The sequence below is a fragment of the Sphingomonas sp. YR710 genome (assembly GCF_900101455.1).
Classification (GTDB): Bacteria; Pseudomonadota; Alphaproteobacteria; order Sphingomonadales; family Sphingomonadaceae; genus Rhizorhabdus.
Map to the genome: position 1 here is coordinate 464433 of NZ_FMZJ01000001.1, position 26056 is coordinate 490488.

At 63.4% G+C, this 26056-nt stretch carries 27 protein-coding genes and 1 tRNA gene; 22 read left to right on the plus strand and 6 right to left on the minus strand.

From position 1 onward, the window contains the following. Window positions 1–28: 28 nt before the first annotated feature. From BLS13_RS02265 to leuB, 8 genes are all read left to right on the plus strand, one after another. The gene (locus BLS13_RS02265; protein ID WP_037522450.1) at window positions 29–523 is read left to right on the plus strand and encodes a F0F1 ATP synthase subunit B family protein; all 495 of its coding nucleotides are present in this window, start codon (window positions 29–31) and stop codon (window positions 521–523) included. A gap of 39 nt (window positions 524–562) precedes the next feature. Continuing rightward, entirely contained in the window at window positions 563–1111 is a 549-nt protein-coding gene (locus tag BLS13_RS02270) for a F0F1 ATP synthase subunit B family protein (protein ID WP_371128180.1), read from the plus strand. A 146-nt stretch (window positions 1112–1257) separates the two neighbouring features. Next, window positions 1258–1701, plus strand: coding sequence for a MarR family winged helix-turn-helix transcriptional regulator (locus BLS13_RS02275; protein WP_093449429.1), 444 nt, complete (start codon window positions 1258–1260; stop codon window positions 1699–1701). A 74-nt stretch (window positions 1702–1775) separates the two neighbouring features. Continuing rightward, window positions 1776–2045, plus strand: a complete 270-nt coding sequence (locus BLS13_RS02280; RefSeq protein ID WP_093449537.1) for a hypothetical protein — start codon at window positions 1776–1778, stop codon at window positions 2043–2045. Window positions 2046–2086: 41 nt separating this feature from the next. After that, entirely contained in the window at window positions 2087–4018 is a 1932-nt protein-coding gene (uvrC, locus tag BLS13_RS02285; RefSeq protein ID WP_176943389.1) for an excinuclease ABC subunit UvrC, read from the plus strand. Window positions 4019–4067: 49 nt separating this feature from the next. Next, complete coding sequence (locus BLS13_RS02290; protein ID WP_256325661.1) at window positions 4068–5012, plus strand: polysaccharide deacetylase family protein; 945 nt, start codon at window positions 4068–4070, stop codon at window positions 5010–5012. A gap of 48 nt (window positions 5013–5060) precedes the next feature. Next, complete coding sequence (gene recO, locus BLS13_RS02295; protein WP_093449432.1) at window positions 5061–5798, plus strand: DNA repair protein RecO; 738 nt, start codon at window positions 5061–5063, stop codon at window positions 5796–5798. A gap of 72 nt (window positions 5799–5870) precedes the next feature. Further along, window positions 5871–6914, plus strand: a complete 1044-nt coding sequence (gene leuB / locus BLS13_RS02300) for a 3-isopropylmalate dehydrogenase (RefSeq protein ID WP_093449434.1) — start codon at window positions 5871–5873, stop codon at window positions 6912–6914. Between the two features lie 15 nt (window positions 6915–6929). Here leuB and BLS13_RS02305 read toward each other — a convergent pair whose 3' ends face one another. Together BLS13_RS02305 and BLS13_RS02310 are read right to left on the minus strand one after the other, a co-directional pair. After that, window positions 6930–7670 carry a LytR/AlgR family response regulator transcription factor gene (locus BLS13_RS02305; RefSeq protein WP_093449435.1) on the minus strand — a complete coding sequence of 247 codons (741 nt, stop codon included), beginning with the start codon at window positions 7668–7670 and terminating at the stop codon, window positions 6930–6932. Continuing rightward, the gene (locus BLS13_RS02310; protein ID WP_256325662.1) at window positions 7660–9084 is read right to left on the minus strand and encodes a sensor histidine kinase; all 1425 of its coding nucleotides are present in this window, start codon (window positions 9082–9084) and stop codon (window positions 7660–7662) included. The genes BLS13_RS02305 and BLS13_RS02310 overlap by 11 nt, the downstream gene beginning before the upstream one ends. Before the next feature lie 163 nt (window positions 9085–9247). On the opposite strand from BLS13_RS02310, the gene BLS13_RS02315 reads away from it, so the two are divergent. The 4 genes from BLS13_RS02315 to BLS13_RS02330 all read left to right on the plus strand — a co-directional run bounded on the left by BLS13_RS02315 (window position 9248) and on the right by BLS13_RS02330 (window position 13078). Further along, entirely contained in the window at window positions 9248–9496 is a 249-nt protein-coding gene (locus BLS13_RS02315) for a hypothetical protein (RefSeq protein WP_093449437.1), read from the plus strand. 77 nt (window positions 9497–9573) lie between these two features. Further along, window positions 9574–10974, plus strand: a complete 1401-nt coding sequence (gene thrC, locus BLS13_RS02320) for a threonine synthase (protein ID WP_093449438.1) — start codon at window positions 9574–9576, stop codon at window positions 10972–10974. Window positions 10975–11036: 62 nt separating this feature from the next. Beyond that, on the plus strand, window positions 11037–12212 hold the full coding sequence (locus BLS13_RS02325; RefSeq protein WP_093449440.1) for a M16 family metallopeptidase: 1176 nt from the start codon (window positions 11037–11039) through the stop codon (window positions 12210–12212). Next, window positions 12212–13078 (plus strand): class I SAM-dependent rRNA methyltransferase, encoded by an 867-nt coding sequence (locus tag BLS13_RS02330; RefSeq protein WP_093449441.1) that lies wholly within the window; start codon window positions 12212–12214, stop codon window positions 13076–13078. Before BLS13_RS02325 ends, BLS13_RS02330 begins: the two co-directional genes overlap by 1 nt. Window positions 13079–13135: 57 nt before the next feature. Here the strand turns inward: BLS13_RS02330 and BLS13_RS02335 are convergent, their stop codons facing one another. Beyond that, a complete protein-coding gene (locus BLS13_RS02335; RefSeq protein ID WP_093449443.1) occupies window positions 13136–13321 on the minus strand; it encodes a hypothetical protein in 186 nt (61 codons plus the stop codon). A gap of 83 nt (window positions 13322–13404) precedes the next feature. On the opposite strand from BLS13_RS02335, the gene BLS13_RS02340 reads away from it, so the two are divergent. The 4 genes from BLS13_RS02340 to BLS13_RS02355 all read left to right on the plus strand — a co-directional run bounded on the left by BLS13_RS02340 (window position 13405) and on the right by BLS13_RS02355 (window position 17430). Continuing rightward, window positions 13405–14286, plus strand: a complete 882-nt coding sequence (locus BLS13_RS02340) for a TauD/TfdA dioxygenase family protein (protein ID WP_176943390.1) — start codon at window positions 13405–13407, stop codon at window positions 14284–14286. Between the two features lie 71 nt (window positions 14287–14357). Further along, window positions 14358–15182, plus strand: coding sequence for an SDR family oxidoreductase (locus tag BLS13_RS02345; RefSeq protein WP_093449446.1), 825 nt, complete (start codon window positions 14358–14360; stop codon window positions 15180–15182). A gap of 145 nt (window positions 15183–15327) precedes the next feature. Further along, window positions 15328–16980, plus strand: a complete 1653-nt coding sequence (locus BLS13_RS02350) for a hypothetical protein (RefSeq protein WP_093449447.1) — start codon at window positions 15328–15330, stop codon at window positions 16978–16980. A gap of 129 nt (window positions 16981–17109) precedes the next feature. Then, the gene (locus BLS13_RS02355) at window positions 17110–17430 is read left to right on the plus strand and encodes a hypothetical protein (protein ID WP_093449449.1); all 321 of its coding nucleotides are present in this window, start codon (window positions 17110–17112) and stop codon (window positions 17428–17430) included. An 11-nt stretch (window positions 17431–17441) separates the two neighbouring features. Here BLS13_RS02355 and BLS13_RS02360 read toward each other — a convergent pair whose 3' ends face one another. After that, complete coding sequence (locus BLS13_RS02360) at window positions 17442–17735, minus strand: 4a-hydroxytetrahydrobiopterin dehydratase (RefSeq protein ID WP_093449450.1); 294 nt, start codon at window positions 17733–17735, stop codon at window positions 17442–17444. A gap of 51 nt (window positions 17736–17786) precedes the next feature. Here BLS13_RS02360 and BLS13_RS02365 point away from each other — a divergent pair, with 51 nt between their 5' ends. Genes BLS13_RS02365 through BLS13_RS02375 form a run of 3 tightly spaced genes read left to right on the plus strand, consistent with a single transcriptional unit; the run spans window position 17787 to window position 19401 of the window. Further along, window positions 17787–18188 carry a metallopeptidase family protein gene (locus BLS13_RS02365; protein WP_093449452.1) on the plus strand — a complete coding sequence of 134 codons (402 nt, stop codon included), beginning with the start codon at window positions 17787–17789 and terminating at the stop codon, window positions 18186–18188. Then, on the plus strand, window positions 18185–18760 hold the full coding sequence (ccmA, locus tag BLS13_RS02370) for a heme ABC exporter ATP-binding protein CcmA (protein WP_093449453.1): 576 nt from the start codon (window positions 18185–18187) through the stop codon (window positions 18758–18760). The genes BLS13_RS02365 and ccmA overlap by 4 nt, the downstream gene beginning before the upstream one ends. Next, the gene (locus BLS13_RS02375) at window positions 18757–19401 is read left to right on the plus strand and encodes a heme exporter protein CcmB (RefSeq protein ID WP_093449455.1); all 645 of its coding nucleotides are present in this window, start codon (window positions 18757–18759) and stop codon (window positions 19399–19401) included. The genes ccmA and BLS13_RS02375 overlap by 4 nt, the downstream gene beginning before the upstream one ends. 4 nt (window positions 19402–19405) lie before the next feature. Here BLS13_RS02375 and fabI read toward each other — a convergent pair whose 3' ends face one another. Together fabI and BLS13_RS02385 are read right to left on the minus strand one after the other, a co-directional pair. Further along, window positions 19406–20179 (minus strand): enoyl-ACP reductase FabI, encoded by a 774-nt coding sequence (fabI, locus tag BLS13_RS02380; RefSeq protein ID WP_093449541.1) that lies wholly within the window; start codon window positions 20177–20179, stop codon window positions 19406–19408. Window positions 20180–20342: 163 nt separating this feature from the next. Then, a complete protein-coding gene (locus BLS13_RS02385) occupies window positions 20343–22403 on the minus strand; it encodes a S9 family peptidase (RefSeq protein WP_093449456.1) in 2061 nt (686 codons plus the stop codon). A gap of 325 nt (window positions 22404–22728) precedes the next feature. On the opposite strand from BLS13_RS02385, the gene BLS13_RS02390 reads away from it, so the two are divergent. The 3 genes from BLS13_RS02390 to BLS13_RS02400 all read left to right on the plus strand — a co-directional run bounded on the left by BLS13_RS02390 (window position 22729) and on the right by BLS13_RS02400 (window position 25519). Next, entirely contained in the window at window positions 22729–24522 is a 1794-nt protein-coding gene (locus BLS13_RS02390) for an aminopeptidase P family protein (RefSeq protein ID WP_093449458.1), read from the plus strand. Between the two features lie 113 nt (window positions 24523–24635). Next, on the plus strand, window positions 24636–25178 hold the full coding sequence (locus BLS13_RS02395) for a CAP domain-containing protein (protein WP_093449459.1): 543 nt from the start codon (window positions 24636–24638) through the stop codon (window positions 25176–25178). A 266-nt stretch (window positions 25179–25444) separates the two neighbouring features. Further along, a tRNA-Thr gene (locus tag BLS13_RS02400) sits at window positions 25445–25519 on the plus strand. Window positions 25520–26056 lie beyond the last annotated feature (537 nt).

The following is a 26056-nucleotide window of genomic DNA, read 5'->3' on the forward strand; positions in this document are numbered from 1 at the left end:
GTCCCGAAGCGCTGACTAGGGACTCCCGATGCCTCAGATCGCACAAATTGCGGCGACCTATGCTTCGCAGATCTTCTGGTTGCTGATTGTTTTCGGCCTGATCTATTTTGTGATCGGCCAGGGCATGATGCCGAAGATCGAAGCGACCGTCGACGCGCGCGAAAAGAAGATCGCCGACGATCTCGCCGCGGCCCAGGCCGCGCGGGCTCAGGCCGATGCGACCGATGCAGCATATCGGGCCCGTATCGAGGAAGCGCGCGCCGCAGCGACGAAGACCGCCCTGGAAGCCAAGGCCCAGGGTGCTTCGACGATGGCTGCGCGGCTGAAGAAAGCGGATGCCGAGCTCGCCGTGCAGGCTGCGGAGGCAGATGCTTCGCTCAAGGCGGCGACCGCGCAGGCGCTCGCCGAAATCGAAGGCGTTGCCACCGACGCCGCTCGTGACATCGTTGCCAAGGTATCCGGCCTTTCGGTCGATCCGGCCGCAGCGCAAAGTGCGGTGAAAGCCGCGCTGGCGAATAGCTGAGGACGCATCATGACCGATAACGCTTCTGTTGCTAAGCCGATGCCGACCGGTTCCACCCAGGCTGTGGAAGGCGCCGAGCACCATATCGATCCCACCGCGCTGGGCATGAATGCCACCGCATGGGTGTCGCTGGCCATGCTGCTGGTGATCGTATTGATGGTCTGGAAGAAGGTTCCGGCGATCGTCAATGCGATGCTCGACAAAAGGATCGCATTGATCCGCGCGCAACTCGACGAAGCATCGAGCCTGCGCGCCGATGCCGAGAAATTGCGTGCCGAATATGAGGCCAAGGCCAAGGCGGCGGCGTCCGAGGCTGAGCAATTGCTGGCGCACGCTCAGGTTGAGGCCGAGGCGATCGTGAAACAGGCCAAGGTTGATACGGCCGCGCTGATCAAGCGTCGCGGCAAGATGGCCGAGGACAAGATTGCCGCAGCCCAGCGTACGGCGATTGCCGAAGTCCGCGCGACGGCGGCCAATGCGGCAGCCACGGCGGCAGCGAGCCTGATTGCCGAACGGCATGACGCTTCGGCCGACAAGCCGCTCGTCGACCAGGCGATCACCAGGCTGGGAACCACCCGCCTGAATTGATCTGATCGGGCGCTCCGGTCACCCATCAAAGGGGTCCCGCTGGTCATCAGCGGGGCCTTTTTTTGTAATCATTGCCCTCATGGCTGTCGGGTGCCGATCCTCCGCCTCAGCTTGACTCGTAAAGTTGATATCAACATAAGTGGTTCATGCCGGACCCCGCCTTATCCTATTCCACAACGATCCATATCCGGGACACTTGCCTGTGCCTTCAGGTGCAACGTGCGGCGCGGGCGCTGGCCCGGCGCTTCGACGAGGCATTTCGTCCCCTCGATCTCACCAACGGCCAGTTTTCATTGCTGATGTCGCTCAATCGGCCGGAGCCACCTTCGATCGGTGCTGTCGCGGCGTTGTTGGCGATGGACCGCACCACACTGACTGCGGCGATCAAGCCGCTCGAACGGCGCGGCCTGCTGGCGGTATCGGTCGATCCGGCCGACAAGCGCGGTCGGCTCCTGGCGTTGACCCGTGAGGGGCAGGCGCTTCTGGCGCAGGCCGTACCGATCTGGGAGCATCATCACAACGCTCTGGCGGCCGGGATGCCGAATGTCAGCCTGGCTCGTCTCAGCGAGGATCTTCGGGCACTGATCTGACGGCTCAGCTTCCGGACGATCCGGAGCAAGTCGTCCTTTACTCTATGATCATTCCTTGGCTTTATCCTGTCGCGATGGCGGCGATTGCATCGATATGGGCATGGCTGATGATGTTGGGCGGGATGCGGGCGTATCTCGATCGCCAGCTGTCGTCCGGCTTTGCCTTCGCGCTGATTCTGTCGGGCGTGATCGCCCTGCCGCTTCTGTTCAGTCGGAAGACAGGCCTGCTGCGGTCGATGGCGCCTTCCGGGCTGGTTCGCGCTGGCCTCTCGGTGACGATTGTCGCGGTTGCCGTGACTGGTCACATCCAGGAATTGCTCACTCTCATATCCCGCACGACATGAATTGCTTCGGGGGAGTTCAATCTGGCTGGCAAATTCCCTAGATGGGGGATGTGACTGATCCACCTCCCATCGACCGCTTCAATGAAGAAAAAAGCATCTATACCGTGCAGGGATCCGAGGCACCGGATCTTGAAGCCGGCGTAGCCGCGATCCGCAATGTGCTCGAAACCCTCCCGGTGCGGCCCGGCGTCTATCGCATGCAGGATGCGCGGGGCGACGTGCTCTATGTCGGCAAGGCGCGTGCGCTGAAGAACCGCGTCGCCAATTACACGCAGGTAACCCGCCTGCCGAAGCGGCTCCAGCGGATGGTGGCGCAGACCCGCTCGATGACGATCGTGACGACCAATAGCGAGGCGGAGGCGCTGCTGCTCGAGGCGCAGCTGATCAAGCGCTATCGGCCGCCCTATAACGTACTGCTGCGCGACGATAAAAGTTTCCCCTTCATCCTGCTGCGCGAGGATCATGATTTTCCGCGCATCCAGAAGCATCGCGGGGCGCGACGGGCGAAGGGCCAATATTATGGCCCGTTCGCGAGCGCCGGATCGGTCACGCAGACCCTGAACGCTCTGCAGAAGCTGTTCCTGTTGCGCAGTTGCACCGACAGGTTCTTCGCCAATCGGTCGCGTCCGTGCCTGCTCCACCAGATCAAGCGCTGCTCGGCACCATGTGTCGACCGCATCAGCGCCGAAGATTATGCCGACCTGGTCGAGGACGCGAAGGCGTTTCTCGGCGGCAAATCGACGCAGGTCCAGAAGAAGCTCGGCGAGGCAATGAGCGCGGCGGCCGAGGCGATGGATTATGAGATGGCGGCGGTGTTCCGCGATCGGCTGCGCGCATTGACTTTCATCCAGGGATCACAGGCGATCAATGCCGAAGGGCTGGGCGATGCCGATATCTTCGCGCTGCACGCGAAATCCGGTGTGGTGGGTATCCAGGCCTTTTTTATCCGCGGCGGCCAGAATTGGGGGCATCGGAGCTTCTTCCCGGCCCATACCGCCGACGTGCCCGAAGACGAGGTGTTCACCAGCTTCCTGATGCAATTTTACGAGGAAGTGCCGCCGCCCCGCCTTGTGCTCGTCGATCGCGAACCCGCTGAATGCGCGCTGCTCGCGGTCGCGTTGGCCGAGCGGGCGGGCCGCAAGGTACAGGTCAAGGTGCCGCAGCGCGGTGAACAGCGTGGGCTGATGGACCAGGCACGCCGCAATGCGCGGGAGGCGCTCGACCGGCGAATGGCGGAATCGACCACGCAAGGCCGGATCATGCAGGAGATGACCGAGCTGTTCGAACTGGATGGCGTGCCCGACAGGATCGAAGTCTATGACAATAGCCATATCATGGGCACGAATGCGATCGGCGCGATGATCGTCGCCGGACCCGAAGGCTTTCGCAAGAGCGGCTATCGCAAATTCAACATCCGCAATCCCGAAACAGCACCGGGCGACGATTTCGCGATGATGCGCGAGGTGCTGGGGAGGCGTTTTGCGCGGCTGGAGAAAGAGGATCCCGAACGGAGCGGCGGCGAATGGCCCAACCTGTTGCTGATCGACGGAGGTAAGGGGCAGGTGACGGCGGTTTGCAATGTGCTCGAGGAAATGGGCGTGCAGGACGTGCCCGTCGTCGGCATATCGAAGGGGCCCGACCGTAATGCGGGCCGCGAGCATTTTCATCTGCCTGGCGGCCGGGAATCGATGCTGCCGCCGAATTCTCCGTTATTATTTTATCTGCAACGGCTGCGTGATGAAGCACATCGTTTCGCCATCGGCGTACATCGCACAAAAAGAGCGGCCAATTTTACATCCAGCCCGCTGGATGACGTGCCCGGCATCGGCCCGGCACGAAAGAAAGCATTGCTCATGCATTTCGGAACGGCCAAAGCTGTACGAAGTGCTTCGTTGACGGACCTGGAACGTGCGCCGGGTGTTTCGAAGGGGATGGCAAAAGTTATTCACGATTTCTTTCATTCTGGTGGTTAATGCCTAGGAAATGTCATTCAGCCCCCCCCATTTTCGGCCGAACAGACCGGTGACGACGCGCGTCCTCGTCACGATCGATACCGAGCTGACCTGGCGGCCCGGCGAGGGCTGGAACGACTGGCAATCCTCCTATGAACGGTCCTATGAGGCCGCCGGCGTCGGCGTCGGCTATCAACTGCGGATATTGGCGCAGCATGCGTTGAAGGCCTGCTTCTTCGTCGATCCGGTGCCAGCCTGCGTTTACGGCATCGAACCGATCAAGCGGATGGTCGATCCGATCCTGTCGGCGGGACAGGAGGTGCAATTACACCTGCATCCGCAATGGTTTGGTGCCGCGGACGGTCAGACGACCAGCGCGTTCGAACTCAACGAATATGACGAGCAGGCCCAGCGCGACCTGATAGCGCGCGCCCGCGATCTGCTGGTCGAGGCGGGGGTGCCCGAGCCGGTTGCATTTCGTGCGGGCAGCTATGCGGCGAACAGCGATACGCTGCGTGCACTGGCCTCGCTCGGATTTCGCTACGATAGCAGCCATAACGGCCATCAGCACCCGTGGCCGAGCGCGATCGATCTGCCGGTCGATCAGACCACGCCAATCGAGCATCACGGCATAGTTGAAATTCCCGTGACGTTGATCTCCGACGGATCTTCGTCCCGGCATCTACAGATTTGCGCCGTTTCGATGAATGAATTGCGGGCGGCGATCGAACATGCGGATCAGGCGAGCCAGCCGGTTGTCAACATCGTCAGCCATAGTTTCGAACTCGCCAATCGTTTCGGAACGGCTCCGAATCGGGTCCATGTCCGTCGGTTCGAGGCGCTGTGCGATTATCTTTCGAGAGAACGTGCGCGCTTTCCGACGGCGTTTTTTTCCGAATTGCACGATATTGATCTCGATATTCCGTCGCAGTTGCTGCCGTCGATGTCATGGCGCCGGCTCGGGCGGCTCGTCGAACAAATCTGGTCCAATCAGGTCGCCGAGCGCGCCGGCTGAGAGTCTGTCATCCGGCGTGACAGTGCCGGTCGATCGCGCCATGCTCGCATGATGCTGGTTCGGACATCCGCGATATTATGCTCGGTGCTGCCGCATGGCGAACATGGCGCGATCGCGCGTGCGCTGACGCCGGAACATGGCTTGCTGGCGGGCTATGTGCGCGGCGGGCGATCGCGGCGGCAGCGCCCCGTGTTGATGGCCGGAAATCTGCTTGAGGCCGAATATCGCGCGCGGACCGAGGAGCAATTGCCGGGCCTCACAGTCGAACTCATTCACAGCCGCGGTGGGCTGTTGGGCGAACCGTTGCCGGCGGCCGCGATCGACTGGCTCTGCGCGCTGACGGCGATCGCTTTGCCCGAGGCGCAGGCCTTTCCGAACATATATGCGGCGTTGGACGGCGTGCTGGCCGCGATCGAATATGCGCCGGCCGCGCGCGGCTGGGCGGCGGCGGCCGTGCGCTATGAATTGTTGCTTCTGTCGGAACTCGGCTTCGGGCTCGATCTGTCGGCCTGCGTGGCAACGGGATCGCGCGATGATCTGGCGTTCGTCAGCCCCAGGAGCGCCGCCGCCGTCTCGCGGGCTGCCGGTTCCGCGCACGCGGAGCGGCTGCTTCCGCTGCCGGCATTTTTGCTGAGCGGGCAGGGCGAGGGTGACTGGCCGGATATCGTCGATGGTTTCCGCCTCACCGGCTATTTCCTGCGACGCGATATCCTGGGCGATCGTCGAATCGATCCCTGGGCGGCGCGCGAAAGGCTGATCGATCGGATCCGGCGGCTTATCGGCTGAGCAACATCTTGCATGCAGCCATGTGGCAGGGCATGGCCGCGCGCGATAAACTGAAGCTTCGAGGAAAACGTCATGCTCATCGCCCTCCTTCCCGGTGACGGGATCGGTCCCGAAGTCGTCGCGGAGGCCACGCGTGTGCTGAAGGCCGTCGTCGGCGACCGGCTGACGTTTGAAACTGCGGCTGTTGGCGGGGCTGCCTATAAGGTGCATGGCCATCCGCTGCCGCCGGCGACGCTCGATCTGGCGCGCAAGGCCGATGCGATCCTGTTCGGCGCGGTCGGCGATCCTGATTGCGACAAGCTCGAACGCCATTTGCGGCCGGAGCAGGCGATATTGGGCCTGCGCAAGGAACTGACGCTGTTCGCCAATCTGCGGCCCGCCCGGCTGTTTCCCGAACTGGCCGATGCATCGGCGCTGCGGCCCGAGGTTGCGGAACAGATCGACATGGTGATCGTCCGCGAACTCAATGGCGATGTCTATTTCGGCGAAAAAGGAATGCGCAAGACCGCCTCCGGTCGTCGCGAAGGCTATGATATCATGTCCTATAATGAGGACGAGGTGGCACGGATCGCGCGGGTCGGCTTCGAGACCGCACGCGTACGCAAAGGCAAGCTTTGCTCGGTCGACAAGGCCAATGTGCTCGAAACGTCGCAATTGTGGCGCGATGTGGTGATCGAGATATCCTCGGAATATCCCGATATCGAGCTCAGCCATATGTATGTCGACAATGCCGCGATGCAGCTGGTGCGGAATCCCGGCCAGTTCGACGTGATCGTCACCGGCAATCTGTTCGGCGATATCCTGTCCGATCAGGCGTCGATGTGCGCGGGCTCGATCGGCATGCTGCCGTCGGCATCGCTCGATAGCGCGCAGAAGGGCCTGTACGAGCCGATCCACGGTTCGGCACCCGATATTGCCGGCCAGGGCAAGGCCAATCCGCTCGCCACGATCCTCTCGGCTGGGATGATGCTGCGCTACTCGCTGGGGTTGGTGGCCGAGGCTGATCGTATAGAGGCGGCCGTCGCAAAGGCGCTGGCAGGCGGCGCACGCTCGCCGGATCTTGGCGGCAGGATGACGACCACCCAGATGGGCGATACGGTGCTGGCAGCGCTGTAGTTCGAAAATGGGTGCCTATCGTCCCATCAAGGTTCTGGCTGCCGGCAGATAGGTCCGTCCAATCCTGATCCGGCTTTCGTCCTTCATGACGGCATGCCACACGCCCATGCCGTCATGGCTAAGCCGCGAGATGCCGTCGCGACGGACGATGGTCGATCGGTGCAGCCGGATGAATTGCGCGGGATCGAGCCGCCGTTCGAGTTCGGTGATCGTCTGGTGGAGCAGGAAACTGCGCGGGCCGAGGTGGAGGCGCATATAATCGCGCTCGGCCTCGATCCGGTCGATATCCTGTGTTGCGATCCGGATCATTTCCGAACGGTGCGGAACCCAGAATTCCACAGCATATTCCGACGCTGGTGTCGGGTCCCCGATCGGAGCACGTCGCCGATCGATCACGCGAGCCACCGCGCGACCCAATCGATCCTGCGCCACTGGCTTGAGCAGATAGTCGGTCGCCGACAGATCGAATGCCGCCACCGCATATTGATCGAAGGCGGTACAGAAGACGATCGCCGGTCGCCGGTCGAGCTTTTCGACCGCGCGGGCGACGCCGATGCCGTCGAGCCCCGGCATGGCGATGTCGAGCAGCAGCATTTCGGGTTCGAGCGCCTCAATGAGGCGGAGCGCGGCCTCGCCATCCGAAGCGGTGCCGACCAGATCGATCGCCGGTTCGCGGGCGCAAAGGATCTGCAGTCGTTCGATTGCCAGCGGTTCATCGTCGACGACGAGAGTTCGTATCGGTGATTCAGCAGCCATGCCGGATGAGTGGCATGAAAATCGTCGCGCTGAAACCTCCATTGGCAAGCGGGCCGTAGCGGCATGCAGCATCCTCCCCGAAGCGCGCGCGAAGCCGGTCGGTGACGTTCTTCAGCCCGACGCCGGTGCCCTTGCCCGATTCGCCTTCGGTCATCGGATCGCCATCATCCTCCACCGTCAGCACCAATCCATGCGAATCCTCGCGCGCCGAAACACGTACTGTGACTGGGCGTTTCGACCGGGACACACCATATTTGATCGCATTTTCCACCAATGGCTGGAGGATCAGGCACGGGACGCAGGCGGTGAGCAATGACGGGGGAATGGTGATGTCGACGATCAGCCGCTTCGGAAAGCGCACAGCCTCGATATCGAGATAGAGCCGCTGCAGCCGGATCTCCTCGGACAGCAACACGTCGTCGGTCGGATCGGCGGTGAGGCTGGTGCGAAAGAAGGTCGCGAGATTGAGGATCATCTGCTCGGCTTCGTCGCGATTGTCCTTGAGTACGAGACTCGACAATGAATTGAGCGTGTTGAACAGGAAATGCGGATTGACCTGATAGCGCAGCGCGCGCAGCTCGGCATCGCGGGCAGCGGCGCGATATCCCGCCGCCTCGCGCTCTGCACTGCGAACGGCGGCGGCATAAGACAGCGCAAGATAGAGCGCGCCCCAGGCAATGAAGAAGAAATAACCGTTCATCGCCTGGTCCGCGATTTGCGCGGTGACCGACATCTCCTTTTCTTTTTTTGCGTCGGTTGCGCCGCCGCCCACCTGGATCGTCATCGCCTGTTGCGGAATTTGCGGAATCGGGGGAACGGGCGGTATCGGCGGAACCGGGATCTGGATGTTCACGCCATGCTTGCGGGCCTCTTCGACGGCTTCCTGGGCATTGCGGATCGCCTCCTTCGCGGCCTCGCGCGATTCGCGGGCGGCATCGCGGGCCGCGTCCGCTTGCTCCCGGGCGGCGTCGCGCATTTCCTGCGCTGCGTCGCGCGCCGCCTGGGCACGTTCGCGAAGCTGTTCGGCGTCTTCCACCGTCTTGATGATGATCTTGTGGCCGTTCGGCGTCTCCTCCATCGCGATCCGATGATCGATCTGGCGGAAGGCGAGCCAGTTGATCGACGAATAAGCGATGGCAGCGGGCACCGCGAGCAGCGCCACCGCCGTGATGTTGGTCGCCAGCGATCGTGTCGCGAGTGGCCGCATCGCCAGATAGACGATATAGGTCGCCGCCATCGAACCGATGATAACGAAGCCGCGCGCCGCAAGCATTTCGAGCTGATGCCCGCCGCCGACGCCCAGCCACCGGAGCGTCGCGATAACGAAATAGACCAGCCAGAAGCAGAGGATGGAAAGCAGAGCGACACGCGGATGGACCGAAGCTCCGCGCCCGCATTTGATATCGGATGTCATCGTGCTGTTATATCGCAACGCTGCGCGGGAGGCGCGGTAAATGCGTGATGTTGGTCGAACTGGACTGGCTGTTCATCGAAAGTTCAGGTTCGGAACCTCGCCGGAACAGGCGCGGGGGCAGGGCGTTGGTCTTGATACAGGCACATGCCGGAAGGACAATCCCATGACCACCGATTCGCTGCCGAAGGGCAATCCGACCACTCATATTCGCACCGCCCATGACGCGACCGACGACAAGGAACTGGCGCGCAATCCGCACAATGAGGATGCGAAGCTCGACGTCGCGCTCGACGAAAGCTTCCCCACGTCAGATCCGCCGTCCAACACTCAACCGGGCAAAGGCAAGGATCCTGCGCCGTCATCGGGCTATGATGATGAGGCGGAAAAGGCACGGATGAAGGGGAAGGAGTGATCCTGGCGCCTGCGTAAGCGGGGCAATCACCCGTTATCCTTGCCCGCCGGGGCGCCGGGCGCTAAGGCGCGCGCGTCATGAAATATGTCAGCACCAGGGGTGACGCGCCCCGCCTCGGATTCGAAGATGTCACTCTGGCCGGTCTGGCCGCCGATGGCGGTCTGTACGTGCCTGAAGCGTGGCCGCATTTTTCACCCTCCGAGATCGCGGCCCTGCGCGGCCTGTCCTACGCCGATACCGCGGTTGCGGTGATGCGGCCGTTTATCGGCAGCGCCATTGATGATGCCGATCTGAAGGCGCTGTGCGAGACCGCTTATGGCCGTTTTTCGCACGCTGCGGTGACGCCGCTCAAGCAGCTCGATCATCAGCAATGGCTGCTCGAATTGTTCCATGGGCCGACGCTGGCGTTCAAGGACGTCGCGCTGCAATTGCTCGGCTTGCTGTTCGAACGGTTCCTCGCGAAGCGCGATACCCATCTGACGGTGATCGGCGCGACCAGCGGTGACACCGGATCGGCCGCGATCGATGCGCTGGCCGGCCGGGCGAAGGTCGACATCTTCATGCTGCATCCGCTGGGGCGCGTATCCGACGTGCAGCGGCGGCAGATGACGACTGTGCTCGCGCCCAACGTTCACAATATCGCGATCGAAGGCAGCTTCGATGATGCGCAGGCGCTGGTGAAGGCAATGTTCGCCGACCGCGATTTCGCGAGCAGGTTCAACCTGTCGGCGGTCAATTCGATCAACTGGGCGCGGCTGATGGCCCAGATCGTCTATTATTTCTACGCAGCCGTCCGACTGGGCGCGCCCGATCGCGAGGTGGGCTTCTCGGTGCCGACCGGCAATTTCGGTGACGTTTTCGCCGGCTATGTAGCGGCGAAGATGGGCTTGCCGGTGGCGAAGCTGATCGTCGCCACCAACGTCAACGACATCCTCCACCGCGCGCTTTCCGCCGGCGATTATTCGGTGGGTACGGTGAGCCCGACGGCGGCACCGTCTATGGACATTCAGGTCAGTTCGAACTTCGAACGCCTGCTGTTCGATCTGCACGGGCGTGACGGCGTTGCGCTGGCGGCAGCGATGCACGGGTTCGAGGCGACCAAGCGCCTCGAACTGGCGCCGGCGATGCGTGCCGCCGCCGCCGGGCTGTTCGCGAGCGCGCGTATCGATGCCGATGCGATGCAACTGGCGATGCGCTGGGCCTGCGACCGCGCGGGCGAGGTGATCGATCCGCACACGGCGATCGGCCTGGCCGCGGCGCAATCCGCCAATCTCCCGGCCGACGTGCCGATCGTGACGTTGGCGACCGCACATCCGGCGAAGTTTGCCGACGCCGTCGAACGCGCGACCGGGATCCGGCCGTCCTTGCCGGCGCGGATTGGCGGCCTGTTCGACCGAACCGAACGTTACGCGACCCTGCCGGCCGAAATCGGCGCGATCGAGGCGTTCGTCGCCGAACAGGCGGGGGTGGCAGCCTGACTATCCTGCCCGGCCCCCGGCTGCACCGCCTGCCCAACGGCTTCACCATCGCGGCCGAGCCGATGGCCGGTGTCGAGACGGTGGCGGTCGGCCTCCATGTCGATTGCGGCGCGCGTGATGAGGATGCGCGGCTCAACGGCCTCGCGCATCTGTTCGAACATATGGTGTTCAAGGGCGCGGGCGGCCGTTCGGCGCGTGAGATTTCCGAGGCGGTCGAAAATGTCGGCGGCTATCTGAACGCCTTCACCTCGCGCGATCAGACCGCCTTTCAGGCTCGGCTGCTCGCCGAGGATCTGGGGCTGGGCGTCGAACTGATTGCCGATCTGATCCGCAAGCCGCATTTCGATGCGGAGGATCTTGTGCGCGAAAAGGATGTCGTGCTGCAGGAGCTTGGCGAGGCGCGCGATCAGCCGGACGATATCATCAACGATCATTTTCACAGCACAGCATGGCCCGATCAGCCGTTCGGCCGGCCGGTATTAGGCGCTGAGACGAGCATCGACGCGATCACGGTCGACGATTTGCGCGGCTGGACGCGTGCCCATTATCGCCCGCAGGCAATGGTGCTGGCGGCGGCCGGCAAGATCGATTTCGACGCGCTGGTCGATATCGCCGAGCGTCGCTTCGGCGATCTGGAGTCCGCGCCACGCCCGGTGGTCGAAAAGGCCGCCTATCGCGGTGGGGCCTTCGTCGACAAGCGCCGGCTCGAATCGGCGCATATCCTGTTCGGCCATGAAGCCGTCAGCTATTTCGACCCCGATTATTATCCGCTGATGCTGTTTTCCTCGGCGGCGGGCGAAGGATCGTCGTCGCGGCTGTTCCAGGCGCTGCGCGAGGATCGCGGGCTGGCTTATTCGATCGGCAGTTCGCTGGCCGGCTGGCGCGACACCGGCATGTTCACCACCTATCTGGCGACGGCGCGGCGGGAGGCCGTCAGCGCTGCGAGCCTTGCCCGCGACGTCGTGCGCGATACGGCGGAAACCTTCACCGAAGCCGAACTGGCCCGTGCGAAAGCGCAGATCCGCGCCGCGATCCTGATGGCGCTCGAATCGGTGCAGGGGCGCGCCGATCGACTGGGGTTCCAGACTCTGGTTTATGGCGCGCCGCTTGATCCCGCCGCGATAGTCGCGCGGATTAATGCCGTTACGCTCGATCAGGTCCGCGATGCAGCTAAGCGCATGCTTGCCGGTCCCGAGACGATCGCGACCGTGGGCCCCGCGCTCAAGGCCGCCGCCTGATGCAATTGCAGACATTGATCGCCGAATCGTGGGACGATTACGGGCTGGTCGATAGCGGCCACGGACGCAAGCTCGAACGTTATGGCCGTTTTCGTTTCATCCGTCCCGAACCGCAGGCGATGTGGGCGCCGGCCTCCGAAAACTGGGAAGCCGATGGCGATTTCATCGGCGCTTCGGATGAGGATGGCGGCGGCAAATGGCATTTGTCGCGCGACGTGCCATGGGGCGGCTGGCATATGAGATGGGAAGAGGTGCGTTTCACCGCGCAGAACACGCCCTTCCGTCATCTCGCTTTCTTTCCGGACATGGCGCCGCAATGGACATGGATGCGCGAGCGCACCGAGCCCGAGGCCGAGGTGATGAACCTGTTCGGCTATACCGGTGTCGGCACGCTGGCGCTGGCGGCGAAGGGCGCGCGGCTGACCCATGTCGACGCGTCGAAGAAATCGGTCGAGGCCGGGAAGGCCAATGCCTTCCTGTCCGACATGGCCGATCGCCCGATTCGCTGGATGGTCGATGATGCCGCCAAATTCACCGCGCGCGAGGTACGGCGCGGGCGGCGTTATGACGGCATCTTCCTCGATCCGCCGAAATTCGGGCGCGGGCCCACCGGCGAGATCTGGCGGCTCGAGGAAAATCTCCCGGCCCTGATCGCCGACTGCCGCCGCTTGCTCGACGAGAAATCGCGCTTCCTGGTGCTGACCGTCTATGCCGTGCGCATGTCGGCGCTCGCGATCGGCGAACTGCTGCGCCAGACGATGGCCGATCTGGGCGGTACCATCGAGGTCGGCGAAATGGCGGTGCGCGAGGAAGCGCGCGGGCTGTTGCTGCCGACGGCAATCTTCGCGCGCTGGTCGCGGGATTGAGGTGCGGGCGGCCCCTATTTCGGGGACGCAATATCAAATAGCGAATAGCGCGCTCAATTAAGTATTGCGTCCCTGAAATTCTCCACGTCCCTGAAATTCTCCATGCTTGTCATTCCGGCCTGCGATCAGGAACGCCGCCCTGATCGTAAGAGCGCTTTTCGGCGGCGGCGTTTCGATCGGCTGGTCGCAAAATTCCTGAATAAGAATTTGACCTGATTTCGCGATATGCTCAAAGGTGGACATAGTAGATGCTAGGTCGAATGGCCGGCGAATCCGGGTGCTTATGGAATTGATGCCTCCGCGGGATGCGGAGGAAGGAGAGCAGCATGACGCAATTTGAAGTCCGCAATCTCAGCCCGACCGTTGGTGCCGAAATCATCGGCTTCGACCCGCAGGCGGAGATCGATCAGGAAAGCTGGAACCGGTTGAGCCGGACGTTCGACGAACGCGTCATGCTGGTATTTCGCGACATCGACCTCAGCGTGGCCAGGCAGCATGAGATCGTCGAAATCCTTCAGGCGGGCGGCGACATGAGCGCGCCCCAGGGCACCGATGCCGAGCGCTTTTCCTATGTCTCCAACAAGGAAGAGGATGGCGGCGCGCCTTATGGGCGGCTGATGTACCATTCCGACATGATGTGGTCGGACATCGCCTTCCAGACGCCATCGCTTTATGCGGTGGAAGCGCAGCAGCCGTCGACCCCGACCACTTTCACCAACATCATTCACGCGTGGACAGCGCTTCCCAACGATCTCAAGGAACGCCTGAAGGGGCTCAGCGCGCGTCATGAAAGCGGACAGCAGGGGCGCGGCAATACGGCATATGAAGATCAGCTGATCCAGCCGCAGTGGAGCAAGCTGCGCGAAACGGTGAAGCCGATCGCCATGCCGCATCCGCGCACCGGCGAAATCATGCTCTATGTGTGCGAGCAGCAGACCCGCGAAATCGTGGGATTGCCGAAGAAGGAAAGCGATGCCTTGCTCGATCAGCTGTTCGAGCACATGTACCGTCCGGAATGGGTCATCGCCCATCAGTGGCGTACCGGTGATCTGGTGATCTGGGACAATATGGCTGCTCAGCATGGCCGGCCCTATGTCGAGGGCGGCGGTCCCGCACGCACGCTGCGCAAGATCCATGCGCCCAGCAAGGTGCTGGACGCATATCTGAAGAGCATGGCCGATATACCGTCGTATGAAAAAGCGATGTAACGCCTTGCGACTTCGGGTGCTGCGGGTCATGCAAAGCCCGCGGATACAGATAAGATAAGAGGGAGAGGGACGTGGAACTCGCACAGGCAAAGCATGCCTTCATCACAGGCGGCGCCAGCGGCATCGGCCTCGGCGTGGGCAAGGCGCTGGCAGCCAAGGGCCTGCGCATCACCATTGCCGATATCGACGGTGCGGCGATCGATGCCGTGCTGGCGACCGAGGGCGAAGCCTTTCGAGGTGTCGTGCTCGACGTGCGCGACCGCGCCGGATGGGCGAAAGCCAAGGCGGAAGCGGAAGCGGCCTTCGGCCCCGTCGATCTGCTGTTCAATAATGCCGGTATCGCCTCGTTCGGCTATGAGATTGCCGATATGGCGCCCGAGGCCTTCGATCGTATCGTCGCTGTCGATCTGACCGGCGTGTTCAACGGCGTTTCGGCATTTGCCGCCGACATGCGCGCACGTCGCCACGGTCATATTCTCAACACCTCATCAATGGCGGGGATCTGCGCGCCGAGCCAGGCGATCGGCGGCAGCTACGCCGCCGCAAAATTTGGCGTCGTGGGCCTTTCCGAAACGCTGCGCGTCGAGCTCGCGCCGCACGGCGTAGGTGTGTCCATTCTCTGTCCGGGGCAGACGACGACGGGCATCGCGCAAAACAGCATGAAGCTTGGCGGCGACATGCGGCTGCCGCCCGGCCGCAGCGTGAGCGACAGCCCGCCGGCGCATTCCAGTCCGTGCGAAGTGGGGACGGTCGACGAACTGGCGGAGCGCGTGCTGAGCGGTATCGAGGGCAACGCGCCCTATATCATCACACATGGCCGGGGCTGGTGGCCGCTGGCTCATGCGCGGCATGTCGCGATCGAAGCGGCGTTCGACGGCATGTATGGCGATGCCTGAACGCGGTCCGGGCTGAGGCTGACGCCGGCCATCGGCCGGCGTCAGGCGCGCAAATCCTACGTCTCCACGATCTGGAGCCGTCTTTCCAATCTGGACAATCGATAGCCGCTCGGCTCTATGAAGGCGCCGAAACGGGGGACGTCGAATGGCCGCAGTTGAAATCGATCCGGGCGCGTCGGTCGATCTGCCCAATCCATACAAATTCGAGAATATCTGCCTCATCGTGGCAGCGCTGATCGGCGTGCTGCTGGCGTTCGAGACGCTGGTCGACATACGCGATGCGCTGCGCGGGCATGAGCGGGTGATGGCGATCGTCGGTTTGGGCGTGTTCGCGGCAATGATGGCGGCGGTGGTCTGGCTGGGCGCGCACGCGATGCGCCAGCTCAGGATCGTGCGGACGCTCGACGATATCGTGCCGCTGGCGCCGCTCGTCGCCCGCGGCAGCACGCAGGGCAGTGCCGAAGCCGACGTGCTGATCGATCGCATCCGCCAGAATGCGCTGCCGGTCCATCCGCCGCGCGATCCGCTGGGCACGCTGATGATTTCGCTGTCCGATCGGCTGGCCCGGGCGCCGGTGCCGTTGCAGCGCATGGCGCAGGCAGAATTCACCAATCTGGTGCTGATGCTGGCGATCGGCCTCGGCATGCTGGTCAGCCTGTTCCTGCTGTCGAACAGCGCGGCGGCGCCATGGGTGGGGCTGCTTTACGGGATCAACATCGCGGTGGTGGTGGCGCAGGCGCTGCGCAACGGACGGCTGATCCCGTTCGGGCCGGCGAGCTACATCGCGCTGCTGATGCTCTCGGCGCTGCTGCCGGTCGCGCTGGGGCTGGCCGGCCACGCCTTGCCCGATCTCGGCGCTTTCCACGTGACGGCCAAGGTCTCGGTCGCGCTGGCGATGTTCATCGCCTGTTGCGTGCTGATGCTGCTGGTGATCGTCGATCAGAGCTGGATCCCCGTTCGCACCCCGCCGGCCTGCCGCCAGATTGTTCAGCCGATCAATTTCAGCCCCGACGATATTGGCGGCCAGTTCGCGCGCGAGATTGCGGAGATCGCCGGTAATCGCAACAGCTGGTGCTATGCCGGCGGCGGGAGCGGGATCGGCAGCCAGAACACCGGATCCTTCCATTCGGTGCATTGCGAGGAAAGCCGGCCGAAGGTCGATATTCGCTTGTTGCCGGCAACCATCGCCGAGGCGTTCACCAAACCGGGCTATCGTTTCCTGACGATACTGACCCTGCTTGGCGCGGCGGCGTGGATCGGATTTTTCCTGGCTTGCCGCCATGCGGCCGGTGCGATCATCGATCATCATATGCCGGTCGATCAGCTATCCTGGGCCGGCATCCTGTTGACCATCGCAATCTATATCCAGCGCGGCGCCCATTTGCTGTGGGGACGCAACGATATGGAATCGACGCTCGCCATCCTTGAACTGAGCGGGACCTTTTCCAGCTTCAGCGCATCGGCCGGGAATCGCTTTACCGGATCTGTCCAGACCGACCGGCGATCGGTGAATGTCGAAAATCTGCAGCTGACCCTGTGGCTGTGCAGTTTGAAGACGATCGTCTTCGGTATCGGGCAGCCGCGGACCCTGATCGGTTTCGAAGGGCCGATCGCGCTTGCCGACAGCGTGATGGATCATCTGCAGCGCTTTGCCGCGGGCCAGTCGATCATCGTCGCGCCGTCAACCCGGGAGGATGAGAGCCGTCTGGGACGGTTGAACCCCGACGGACGGCCGATCGCTCCGCCTTCGGGCCAAGGGGGCGTCATATTTGGTCTGGACGATCCGCACGAGCGATAGATTGAGCCTGCTGAGCGGCAGGCCGTGCGCGCGGCTACGGGATTTTCCGCATTTCAGCCTTGAAACAATGATGTTGCATTGCAATGATGGCGCGCCGGGATCTTCCGACGGTCTTTCCTTCGAGGCTCCATGTCCGCTGTAACGGCTTATCAAAATGCCCTCCGCGCAAACGAAGAGGCAGAACAGGATTGGCGTATCCTGCGCGAAAGGCTGTTGGCGACGGCTGAAGCCATGGAGCGGGCCCGGCCTTCGTCTTTCCTTGCCAAGCCGGGTCCGGAATGTGTCGAGGGCTCATATGGAGCTTATCGCTTCAGTGAGTGGCCGACGGCCGAGCAGATGATCGCGGCGGCCGATGCACTGGGTGGGACGCGCGCGGCGGTGACCCACGCATGGCAGGCCATTGCCGAGGAAGACCGGATCGGGCTGATGGCTCCCTCGACCAAGCGATAAGGCGCGCGGTCTTACTCGAGGAGCGCGTCGATCGCTTCGGCCAACGCAATGTCGCGGTGCGATAGTCCGCCGGCATCATGTGTTGTGAGCATGATATCGACCCGATTCCAGACGTTCGACCATTCGGGATGGTGATCAGCCTTTTCGGCGAGCAGCGCGACCCGCGTCATGAAGGCGAAAGCGGCCGAAAAATCGGCAAAGGTGAAGCGACGGTTGATCGCATCGCGCGCTTCATCATAATCCCAATCGGGCACGCCATCGAGCGCATCGTTGCGTTCGGCTTCGTCCAGGGCTTCGATCGGCATGGCATATCCTGTTGTGGCTTCGTGTGAATTCCCCCTCTATGTCGCGAGATGATGAGCGAAGGTCAAACCCTGCCGCCCGATGCCGATCGGATCGAGGCGATCGCCCGCGCGACGATCGCGCGGCTGCCGGCCGCCTTTGCCGAACATCTCGGCGATGTGGTCCTGCGGATCGAGGAGATGGCCGATGATGAGGTGCTGGCGGAACTGGGCATCGAACATCCGCTCGATCTGACCGGCCTCTACACCGGCCGGCCGGTCGGCGAGAAATCGGTGAGCGATATCGCCGCGATGCCCGACATGATCCACCTGTACCGTCGCGCGATCATCGACGAATGGATCGATACCGATGTCGCGCTGGAGGCTTTGGTCGCGCATGTCGTGATCCATGAGATCGGGCATCATTTCGGGCTGTCCGATGCGGACATGCACGCGCTGGAGGAACTGGCCGGGTGAGCGCGGTTCGGCTGGCGTTCGAATCGGTGGCCTGTCTGCGCAGCGGGCGGCTGCTGTTCGAGGATCGCAGCTTCGCGCTGGAGGCGGGGCAGGCGGCGCTGCTGACCGGCCCGAACGGCGTAGGCAAATCGAGCCTGCTGCGGATGGCGGCGGGTCTGCTGCCGGCGGCGGCGGGCAGGATCATCCATAATGGCGCGATCGCCTTTGCCGGCGAGGCGGCGGCGCTCGATCCGCGCCAGACATTAAGCGATGCGCTGGCCTTCTGGGCGAAGCTCGACGGCCGGGGGGCCGCCGATGTCGAACGCGGGCTGGCGGCCATGGGCATAGCCGGGCTGGCCGAAGTGCCGGTACGGATGCTGTCGACCGGCCAGAGGAAGCGGGCGACGCTGGCCCGAATCGTGGCGGGCGGCGCGCAGATCTGGTTGCTCGACGAGCCTAGCAACGGACTCGACAGCGCCTCGCTGGCGCGGCTGGCGACGGCGATGGCCGTGCATCGCGAAGCCGGTGGCATCGTGCTGGCGGCGACGCATCAGCCGCTGGGCCTGATCGACCCGCTGGAGATTGCGCTGTGATCTGGTGGACGATCATCCGGCGCGACGTGCGGAGGGCGTTCGAAGGCGGCGGGGCGATGCTGCCCTTGGTCTTCTTCCTGCTGGTCGCGACGTTGTTTCCGTTCGCGGTCGGCCCCGATGGCGCATTGCTGGCCAGGGTCGGTGGCGGCGCCTTGTGGATGGCGGCTTTGCTGGCGGCCCTGTTGCCGATCGATCGGCTGATCGCGCCCGATGCCGAGGCTGGCGTGCTCGATCAATATGTCGTGCGCGGCCTGAGCGACGAAGGCATCGCCGCGTCCAAGATCGCGTCGCACTGGCTTGGTTTCGGGCCGCCTTTGTTGCTCGCGGCCTTGCCGGCGGCGGGTTTGCTGCGGCTGGAGGGCGCCAGCTTGCTCCGGCTCGAACTGGGACTGATGATCGGAACGCCGGCGCTGGCGGCACTGGGCGTGATGACCAGCGCGCTGACCCTTGGTTTGCGTGGAGCAGGGGCGCTGGCCGGCCTCGTCATGCTGCCGCTCGCGGTGCCGCTGCTGATCTTCGGGGCTGGGGCGCTCGGCGATCAGGGCATGGGGGCGATCAAGCTGCTCGCCGCGACCTCGTTGCTGCTGACCGCTGGCGCCCCCTTTGCCGCCGGTGCGGCGCTCCGCGCGGCGCGGGAATAATCTTTCAGGCGAGCAGGTGCTGACCGCCGTCGACGGGGATGATCGTACCTGTGATATGCCGGGCGGCGTCGCTGACGAGGAAGGCGGCGAGCGCGCCGACATCGCCGATGTCCACGAGATGATGCTCCGGCGCCGACGCGGCGGTCCGCTCCAGCAGTTCGTCGAACTGTTCGATCCCGCTTGCCGCGCGGGTCGCGATCGGTCCGGGCGAGATCGCATGGGCGCGGATGCCCTTCGGGCCCAGTTCGGCCGCGATGTAGCGGGTCGTGCTTTCGAGTGCGGCCTTGACCGGGCCCATCAGGTTATAATGGGAGACCACCCGTTCCGATCCGTAGAATGTCACGCACAGCAGGCAGCCGCCATCCGGCATCAACGGTTCGGACAGGCGCGCCATGCGCAGGAAGCTGTGGCACGAAACATCCATCGCGGTCGCAAACCCTTCGGCCGACGAATCGACAACCCGGCCGTGCAGATCGTCGCGCGGGGCAAAGGCGATCGAGTGGAGCAGGAAATCGAGCCCGCCCCAATCGTCCTTGATGCGATCGAACAGCGCTTCGAGCTGTCCGGGGATGCGCACGTCGCACGGCGCGATCCATTCGACGCCGAGCCGATCGGCCACCGGCGCCACGAACGGCTTGGCCTTCTCGTTGAGATAGGTTGCCGCGAGCCGGGCGCCGCAGCCGCGGAACGCCTCGGCGCATCCGGTGGCGATGCTGCTCTCGTTGGCGATGCCAACGATCAACCCGCGCTTGCCGCTCAGATCGACGAGCGGCTTCATGGGGAGATTCGAATCGAACACAGCGGGATCAGGTCCATGGCCAACATATCTCCGGCCTCGGATCCGAGCACATTACGTAACCTTCCTGTCCGCAGCAGGACGATATGATGACCGATTGGCGTCGCGCGGGTTTCGCAGGAGCATCTTTCCGTCGGAGGCGCGATCAGTCGGCGCCTTGGCCGGTTCCTGTCTGAGTCAGCACGAACGCATAGGCCTCGGCATCTTCGCGCAGCGAATCATAACGCCCCGATTTGCCGCCGTGGCCCGCGCCCATATTGATCTTGAGCAGCAGCGTGTTGCTGTCGGTTTTGGTCGCGCGCAGCTTCGCCGCCCATTTTGCCGGTTCCCAATAGGTGACGCGCGGGTCGTTCAGGCCGCCGGTGATCAGCATCGGTGGATAGTGTTGAGCGATTACATTGTCATAGGGGCTATAGCTGCGAATTAATTCGAACGCGGCCCTGTCGGTGATCGGATTGCCCCATTCGGGCCATTCGCCGGGAGTGAGCGGCAGGCTTTCGTCCTGCATCGTGTTGAGCACGTCGACGAACGGCACGTCGGCCACCACCGCGCCCCACAGGTCGGGATCGGTATTGGCGACGACGCCCATCAGCTCGCCGCCGGCTGATCCGCCATTGATCGCGATCCTGCCGGGCTTCGTGAAGCCGGCGGCGACCAGGCCCTTCGCCGCATCGACGAAATCGTGGAAGGTGTTCCAGCGCTGTTCGGCCTTGCCCTGCAGATACCAGTCATAGCCCAGATCGTCGCCGCCCCGGATATGGGCGATCGCATAGGCCCAGCCGCGATCGAGCAGGCTCAGCCGCACGGTCGAGAAGCCCGGCGGGATCGCGTGGCCATAAGCGCCGTAAGCGTAGAGGAACAGCTTGCCCTCGCCATCCTTCGCGACGCCCTTGCGATAGACCACTGAAACCGGGATCTGCCGGCCGTCGCGCGCCGGCACCATCAGCCGCTCGGTCGCGTAAAGCGAGGGATCATAGCCGGATGGGATCTGCTGGACCTTGCGTGTCGCCAGCGTGCGCGCGTCGGGGTCATAATCGTACACGGTCTGCGGCGTGATCATCGATGCGTAGGATAGCCGATAGGCGGGCGGATCATATTCGGGGTTGGACGCGAGCGATGCCGTGTAGCTCGGCTCGGGGAAGGCGATGCGATGCTCGCTGCCGTCGTAGCCGCGCAGCCGGATCTGATCGAGCCCATCGACCCGCTCGCTGATCGCGATATGCCGGGCGAAGCAGGTGATCCCGCGCAGATAGACCTGCTCCGATCCGGCGATCACCGTCTCCCATTGGTCCGGCGTGGCCGGATCGGCGCGGGCGATGCGGAAATTGACATGATCGTCGTTGGTCAGGATCCAGAGAATGCCATGCGCGCTGTCGACCGAATATTCGCGTTTCTCGCGGCGAGGGCTGATCAGGATCGGTGCGGCGGCAGGATCGGCGGCCGGCACCATCCGGATCTCGCTGGTCTGGTTGTCGCCGGTCGCGATCACTATCCATTGCCGGTCGTGCGTCGTGCCGAGGCCGACGTTGAAGCCGAGTTCCTCGGTCTCCTCATAGAGCGTGGTATCGGTCGCGGGATCGGTGCCCAATATGTGGAGCCGCGCGCGATAGGTGCGCCAATGCTCGTTGACCTCGGTATAAGCGAGGCTGCGTGAATCCGTCCCCCATGCGACGGCGCCGTTGGTGATCACGCTGACCGTCTCGATGTCCACCCCGGTCGCGAGATCGCGGATCTTCAGGACGAACCGTTCGGAGCCATTTGTGTCGGACGACCATGCCGCGAGCCGGCCGCCGGGGCTGATCGAAAGCACCTGCAGCCGGAAATATTCGGCCGACGCCGCCTCGGCCGGCTCATTGAGGATGATCGCATCATCGCCGCCGGCGATGGGCTTGCGATACCATATCCTATACTGGCTCCCCGGCTTGAATGCCCACCAGTAGAGCCAGTCGCCATCCTTTTGCGGCACGCCGGCATCGTCTTCCTTCAGCCGGCCCTTCATCTCGGCGAACAATGTCTCGACCAGCGTTTCGTGCGGCTTCATCGCCGCTTCGAACCAGGCGTTCTCCTCGGTGAGATATGCGAGGACGTCGGGATCGTCGACGACCGGATATTTCTGATCCTTGAGCCAGAAATAGGGGTCTTCGATGGTGATGCCGTGGCGCGTGCTGCTGTGCGGACGCTGTTCGGCGATGGGCGGATTCTGCAAAAGGGGTGCTCTCTTCTCTTGTCATTCCAGCGCAGGCTTATACGCGTGAGTCATCTTCTTAAGCCTTCTCCCGCTCGCGGGAGAAGGTTGGATGAGGGTCTTTTTTCTTCTGTTTGCCTGCCCGAAGGCCAAGGCGTCGAGAAGAAAGTAGAAGAAGACCCTCACCCAACCCTCTCCCGCGAGCGGGAGAGGGCTTAAAAAGCAAAGTGATAGCCTGTTTTAACGTCGCGCGCCTTCGTCTGCATCACGACGCGGTCGAACCCTGCTGGCGTGCGCGGCGCACCATGCTTATCTTGCCCCCATATAGATCAGAGGCGAGTCCCGAATGTCCAGCTATGAAGACCGATTGAAAGCCCTGCGCGAGGAATTGGCGCGGCGCAGGCTTGACGGGTTCGTCGTGCCGCTGACCGACGAGCATATGAGCGAATATGTCGGGGCCTACGCGCAGCGGCTCGCCTGGCTCACCGGCTTTCAGGGCTCGGCGGGATCGGCGGTTGTGCTGCCGGCCGAGGCGGCGATCTTCGTCGACGGACGCTATACGCTGCAGGTGCGCGAGCAGGTTGACGCATCCCATTGGAGCTATCAGTCGGTGCCGCAGACGAGCACGTCGGACTGGCTCAGGGAACATGCCCCCGATGGCGGGCGCATCGGCTATGACCCCTGGCTCCATACCAAAGGCTGGGTAACCGCGGCGCGCGCGGCGTTGGCGGGGAAGGCGGCTGAACTGGTCGCCGTCGATACCAATCCGGTCGATACGATCTGGCCCGATCGGCCGACACCGTCGAAGGCGCGTCTCATCGTGCAGCCGGACTCGCTGACCGGCAAATCCTCGGCCGCCAAGCGCGCCGATATCGCCGACTGGCTGGTCCAGCAGGGCGCCGACACGGCCGTCCTGTCCGCGCTCGATTCGATCGCCTGGACGTTCAACGTGCGTGGCGCCGATGTCGATCGGACGCCGGTCGCTCTGGCCTATGCGCTGGTCCATGCCGATGCGACCGCCGATCTGTTCGTCGCGCCCGACAAGCTCGACGATGCGGTGAAGCTGCATCTCGGCAATGGCGTGCGGCTCCACGATCGTTCGGCCTTCGAGCCGGCGCTGCGTGCGCTGGCCGGCAAGACGGTCGCCGCCGATCCCGAACGTGCGGTCGCGGCGATTTTCGAATCGGTGCAGGCGAGCGGCGCGAAGCTGATCGAGGCGCGCGATCCGGTCGTGCTGGCCAAGGCGATCAAGAATGCGATCGAGATTGCCGGGCACAAGGCCGCGCAGGCGCGCGATGGTGCGGCGCTGACGCGCTTTCTGCACTGGTTGTCGGTCGAGGCTCCGAAGGGCGGCCTCACCGAGCTGATCGCCTCCGATCGGCTCGAGGCGTTCCGCAAGGAAACCGGGCTGTTGCGCGATCTGTCTTTCGATACGATTTCGGGGGCCGGGCCGAACGGTGCCGTCGTCCATTATCGGGCGAGCGAGGCGACCAACCGGCCGCTGCTGCCGGGCACGCTTTATCTGGTGGATTCAGGCGCACAATATCAGGACGGCACCACCGACGTCACGCGCACGGTGGCGATCGGTACGCCGACGGCGGAGATGCGCGATCGCTATACGCGCGTCCTCAAGGGCCATGTCGCGCTGGCGCGCGCGACTTTCCCGAAGGGGACTCGTGGCGGCCAGCTCGACATTCTCGCGCGGCAATATCTGTGGGCGGTGGGGCTCGATTATGCGCATGGCACCGGCCATGGCGTCGGCGCCTATCTGTCGGTTCACGAAGGCCCCCAGCGGATCGCGACGTTCGGCGGCGGTGACGAGCCGCTCGCACCCGGCATGATCCTGTCCGATGAGCCCGGTTATTATAAGGCTGGCGAATATGGCATCCGGATCGAAAATCTGATCCTGACCGTTATGAAGCCGATCGATGGCGCGGAGAAGGAAATGCTCGGTTTCGAAACGCTTACCTTTGCACCTTATGATCGTACATTAATCGATGTGACGATGTTGGATGATGGCGAGATCGGCTGGATCGATGCCTATCACGCGCAGGTGCGGGGCTTGACGGGGCCGCAGCTCGATCAGGCAGCCCGCGAATGGATGCACGTGGCAACGGCACCGTTGCGCGCGCAATCTTGAACTGCTTGGTCAACAGGCATAAATCACGCATAGCATCGCAGCGGGCTATCGAACGGATACACGACGTTCGCGGTACGGCGCGTAACAACAGATGTGGGCAGGAACTCGCGGGAATGTTGGAGAAGTGGCGCGTGATCGCCGCTCGGATCCTGACGGCATCATTGGCCTGGGGGCTGCTGGGCGCCAATTCGCCGCTCTGGACGCCGCAGGATGTCGATGCGCGCCTGCTCGCGGCGCATAATGCTGAACGCCAGCGTCTGGGCATTCCGCCGCTGAAGTGGAACGACAAGCTGGCCGCGCGTGCGGCGCAATGGGCCGAAGAGCTCACGACGATGGACGGCCTCGAACATGCAGACGATGCCGATTATGACGATGGCGGCGAGGTCGAGGGCGAAAACCTCTGGCGCGGGACAAAAGATTATTACACGCCCGAGCAGATGGTGAATCTGTGGGTCGACGAACGCAAGATCTTCGTCAACGGCCCGTTCCCGCGCAACAGCACCACCGGCCGCTGGCGCGACGTCGGCCATTATACCCAGCTTATCTGGAAATCGACGACCGAGGTTGGCTGCGCGATCGCGCACAGCAAGGAAGATGAGATCCTGGTGTGCCGCTATGTCGAGGGCGGCAATGTGATCGGCGAGCGGCCTTATTGATCGGTGGAATCCGGGGCGGTCGAATCGCAATCTTCGACCTGTCGCTCGCGGCTCTGTGCCTTGCGCCTGCGCAAATTGTCCCTGAGCGCCTGCGCGAGGCGTTCCGCGCGCTCGTCCGCGGCCGATTTCGATCCTGCTGCCATTGCTCGATGTAATCGCTTCGCCGGAATGCGCGCAAGCTGCCTTGACGGCGGCCACGCTCTTGTCCATAGCGCCGCGACCGCCGGGGATCACCGATCGCCGGCCGCCCGCAACATGCTGGCGATGCTGCCGTAGCTCAGTGGTAGAGCGCATCCTTGGTAAGGCTGAGGTCGTGAGTTCAATCCTCACCGGCAGCACCAGCATTGTTCCTTAATTTCTGTGAGATATGTACTTCCCCGAACGGGGAGCCCTGCTGACAAAGGCTCCTAATTGGAGGGTTGTCAGCAGATTGTCAGCGCATGGGCCTTAGGTCGGACGCGGGCACTGGTCGAACTCTGCACGCGTGGACGAGAGTCGGAGGCTCACGTCAGTGTCTCCGGGATTTTGGGCCGTTACGTGCGCGTGAAGTGCTCGATGGGCACTGAACCGCTCGGTGGCTTGTTGGGTGCGTCACCGCGCCGCAGCAGCTGCAGAACTCTCCCGCATCGACGCGCTTGCCGAAAGCTGAGCCCCTGAGCGAGTCCGATCGATTGGGTCGAAAATGGACCAATTTCGTTTGTAATGCTTGCCTGCCACTGGCCCGCCCGTCATGTACCTCTGAGTGGTGGTGATGTGAGTCCACCGCAACGGGATTGGATGCACTGTTGATTGCTGCTGAGAAGTGACCCGGGGTTTTCATCGAGAAGTGACCCACCTTGCGATTATGTTTCGGATGTCATTGGTGGGTCAAGACGGGG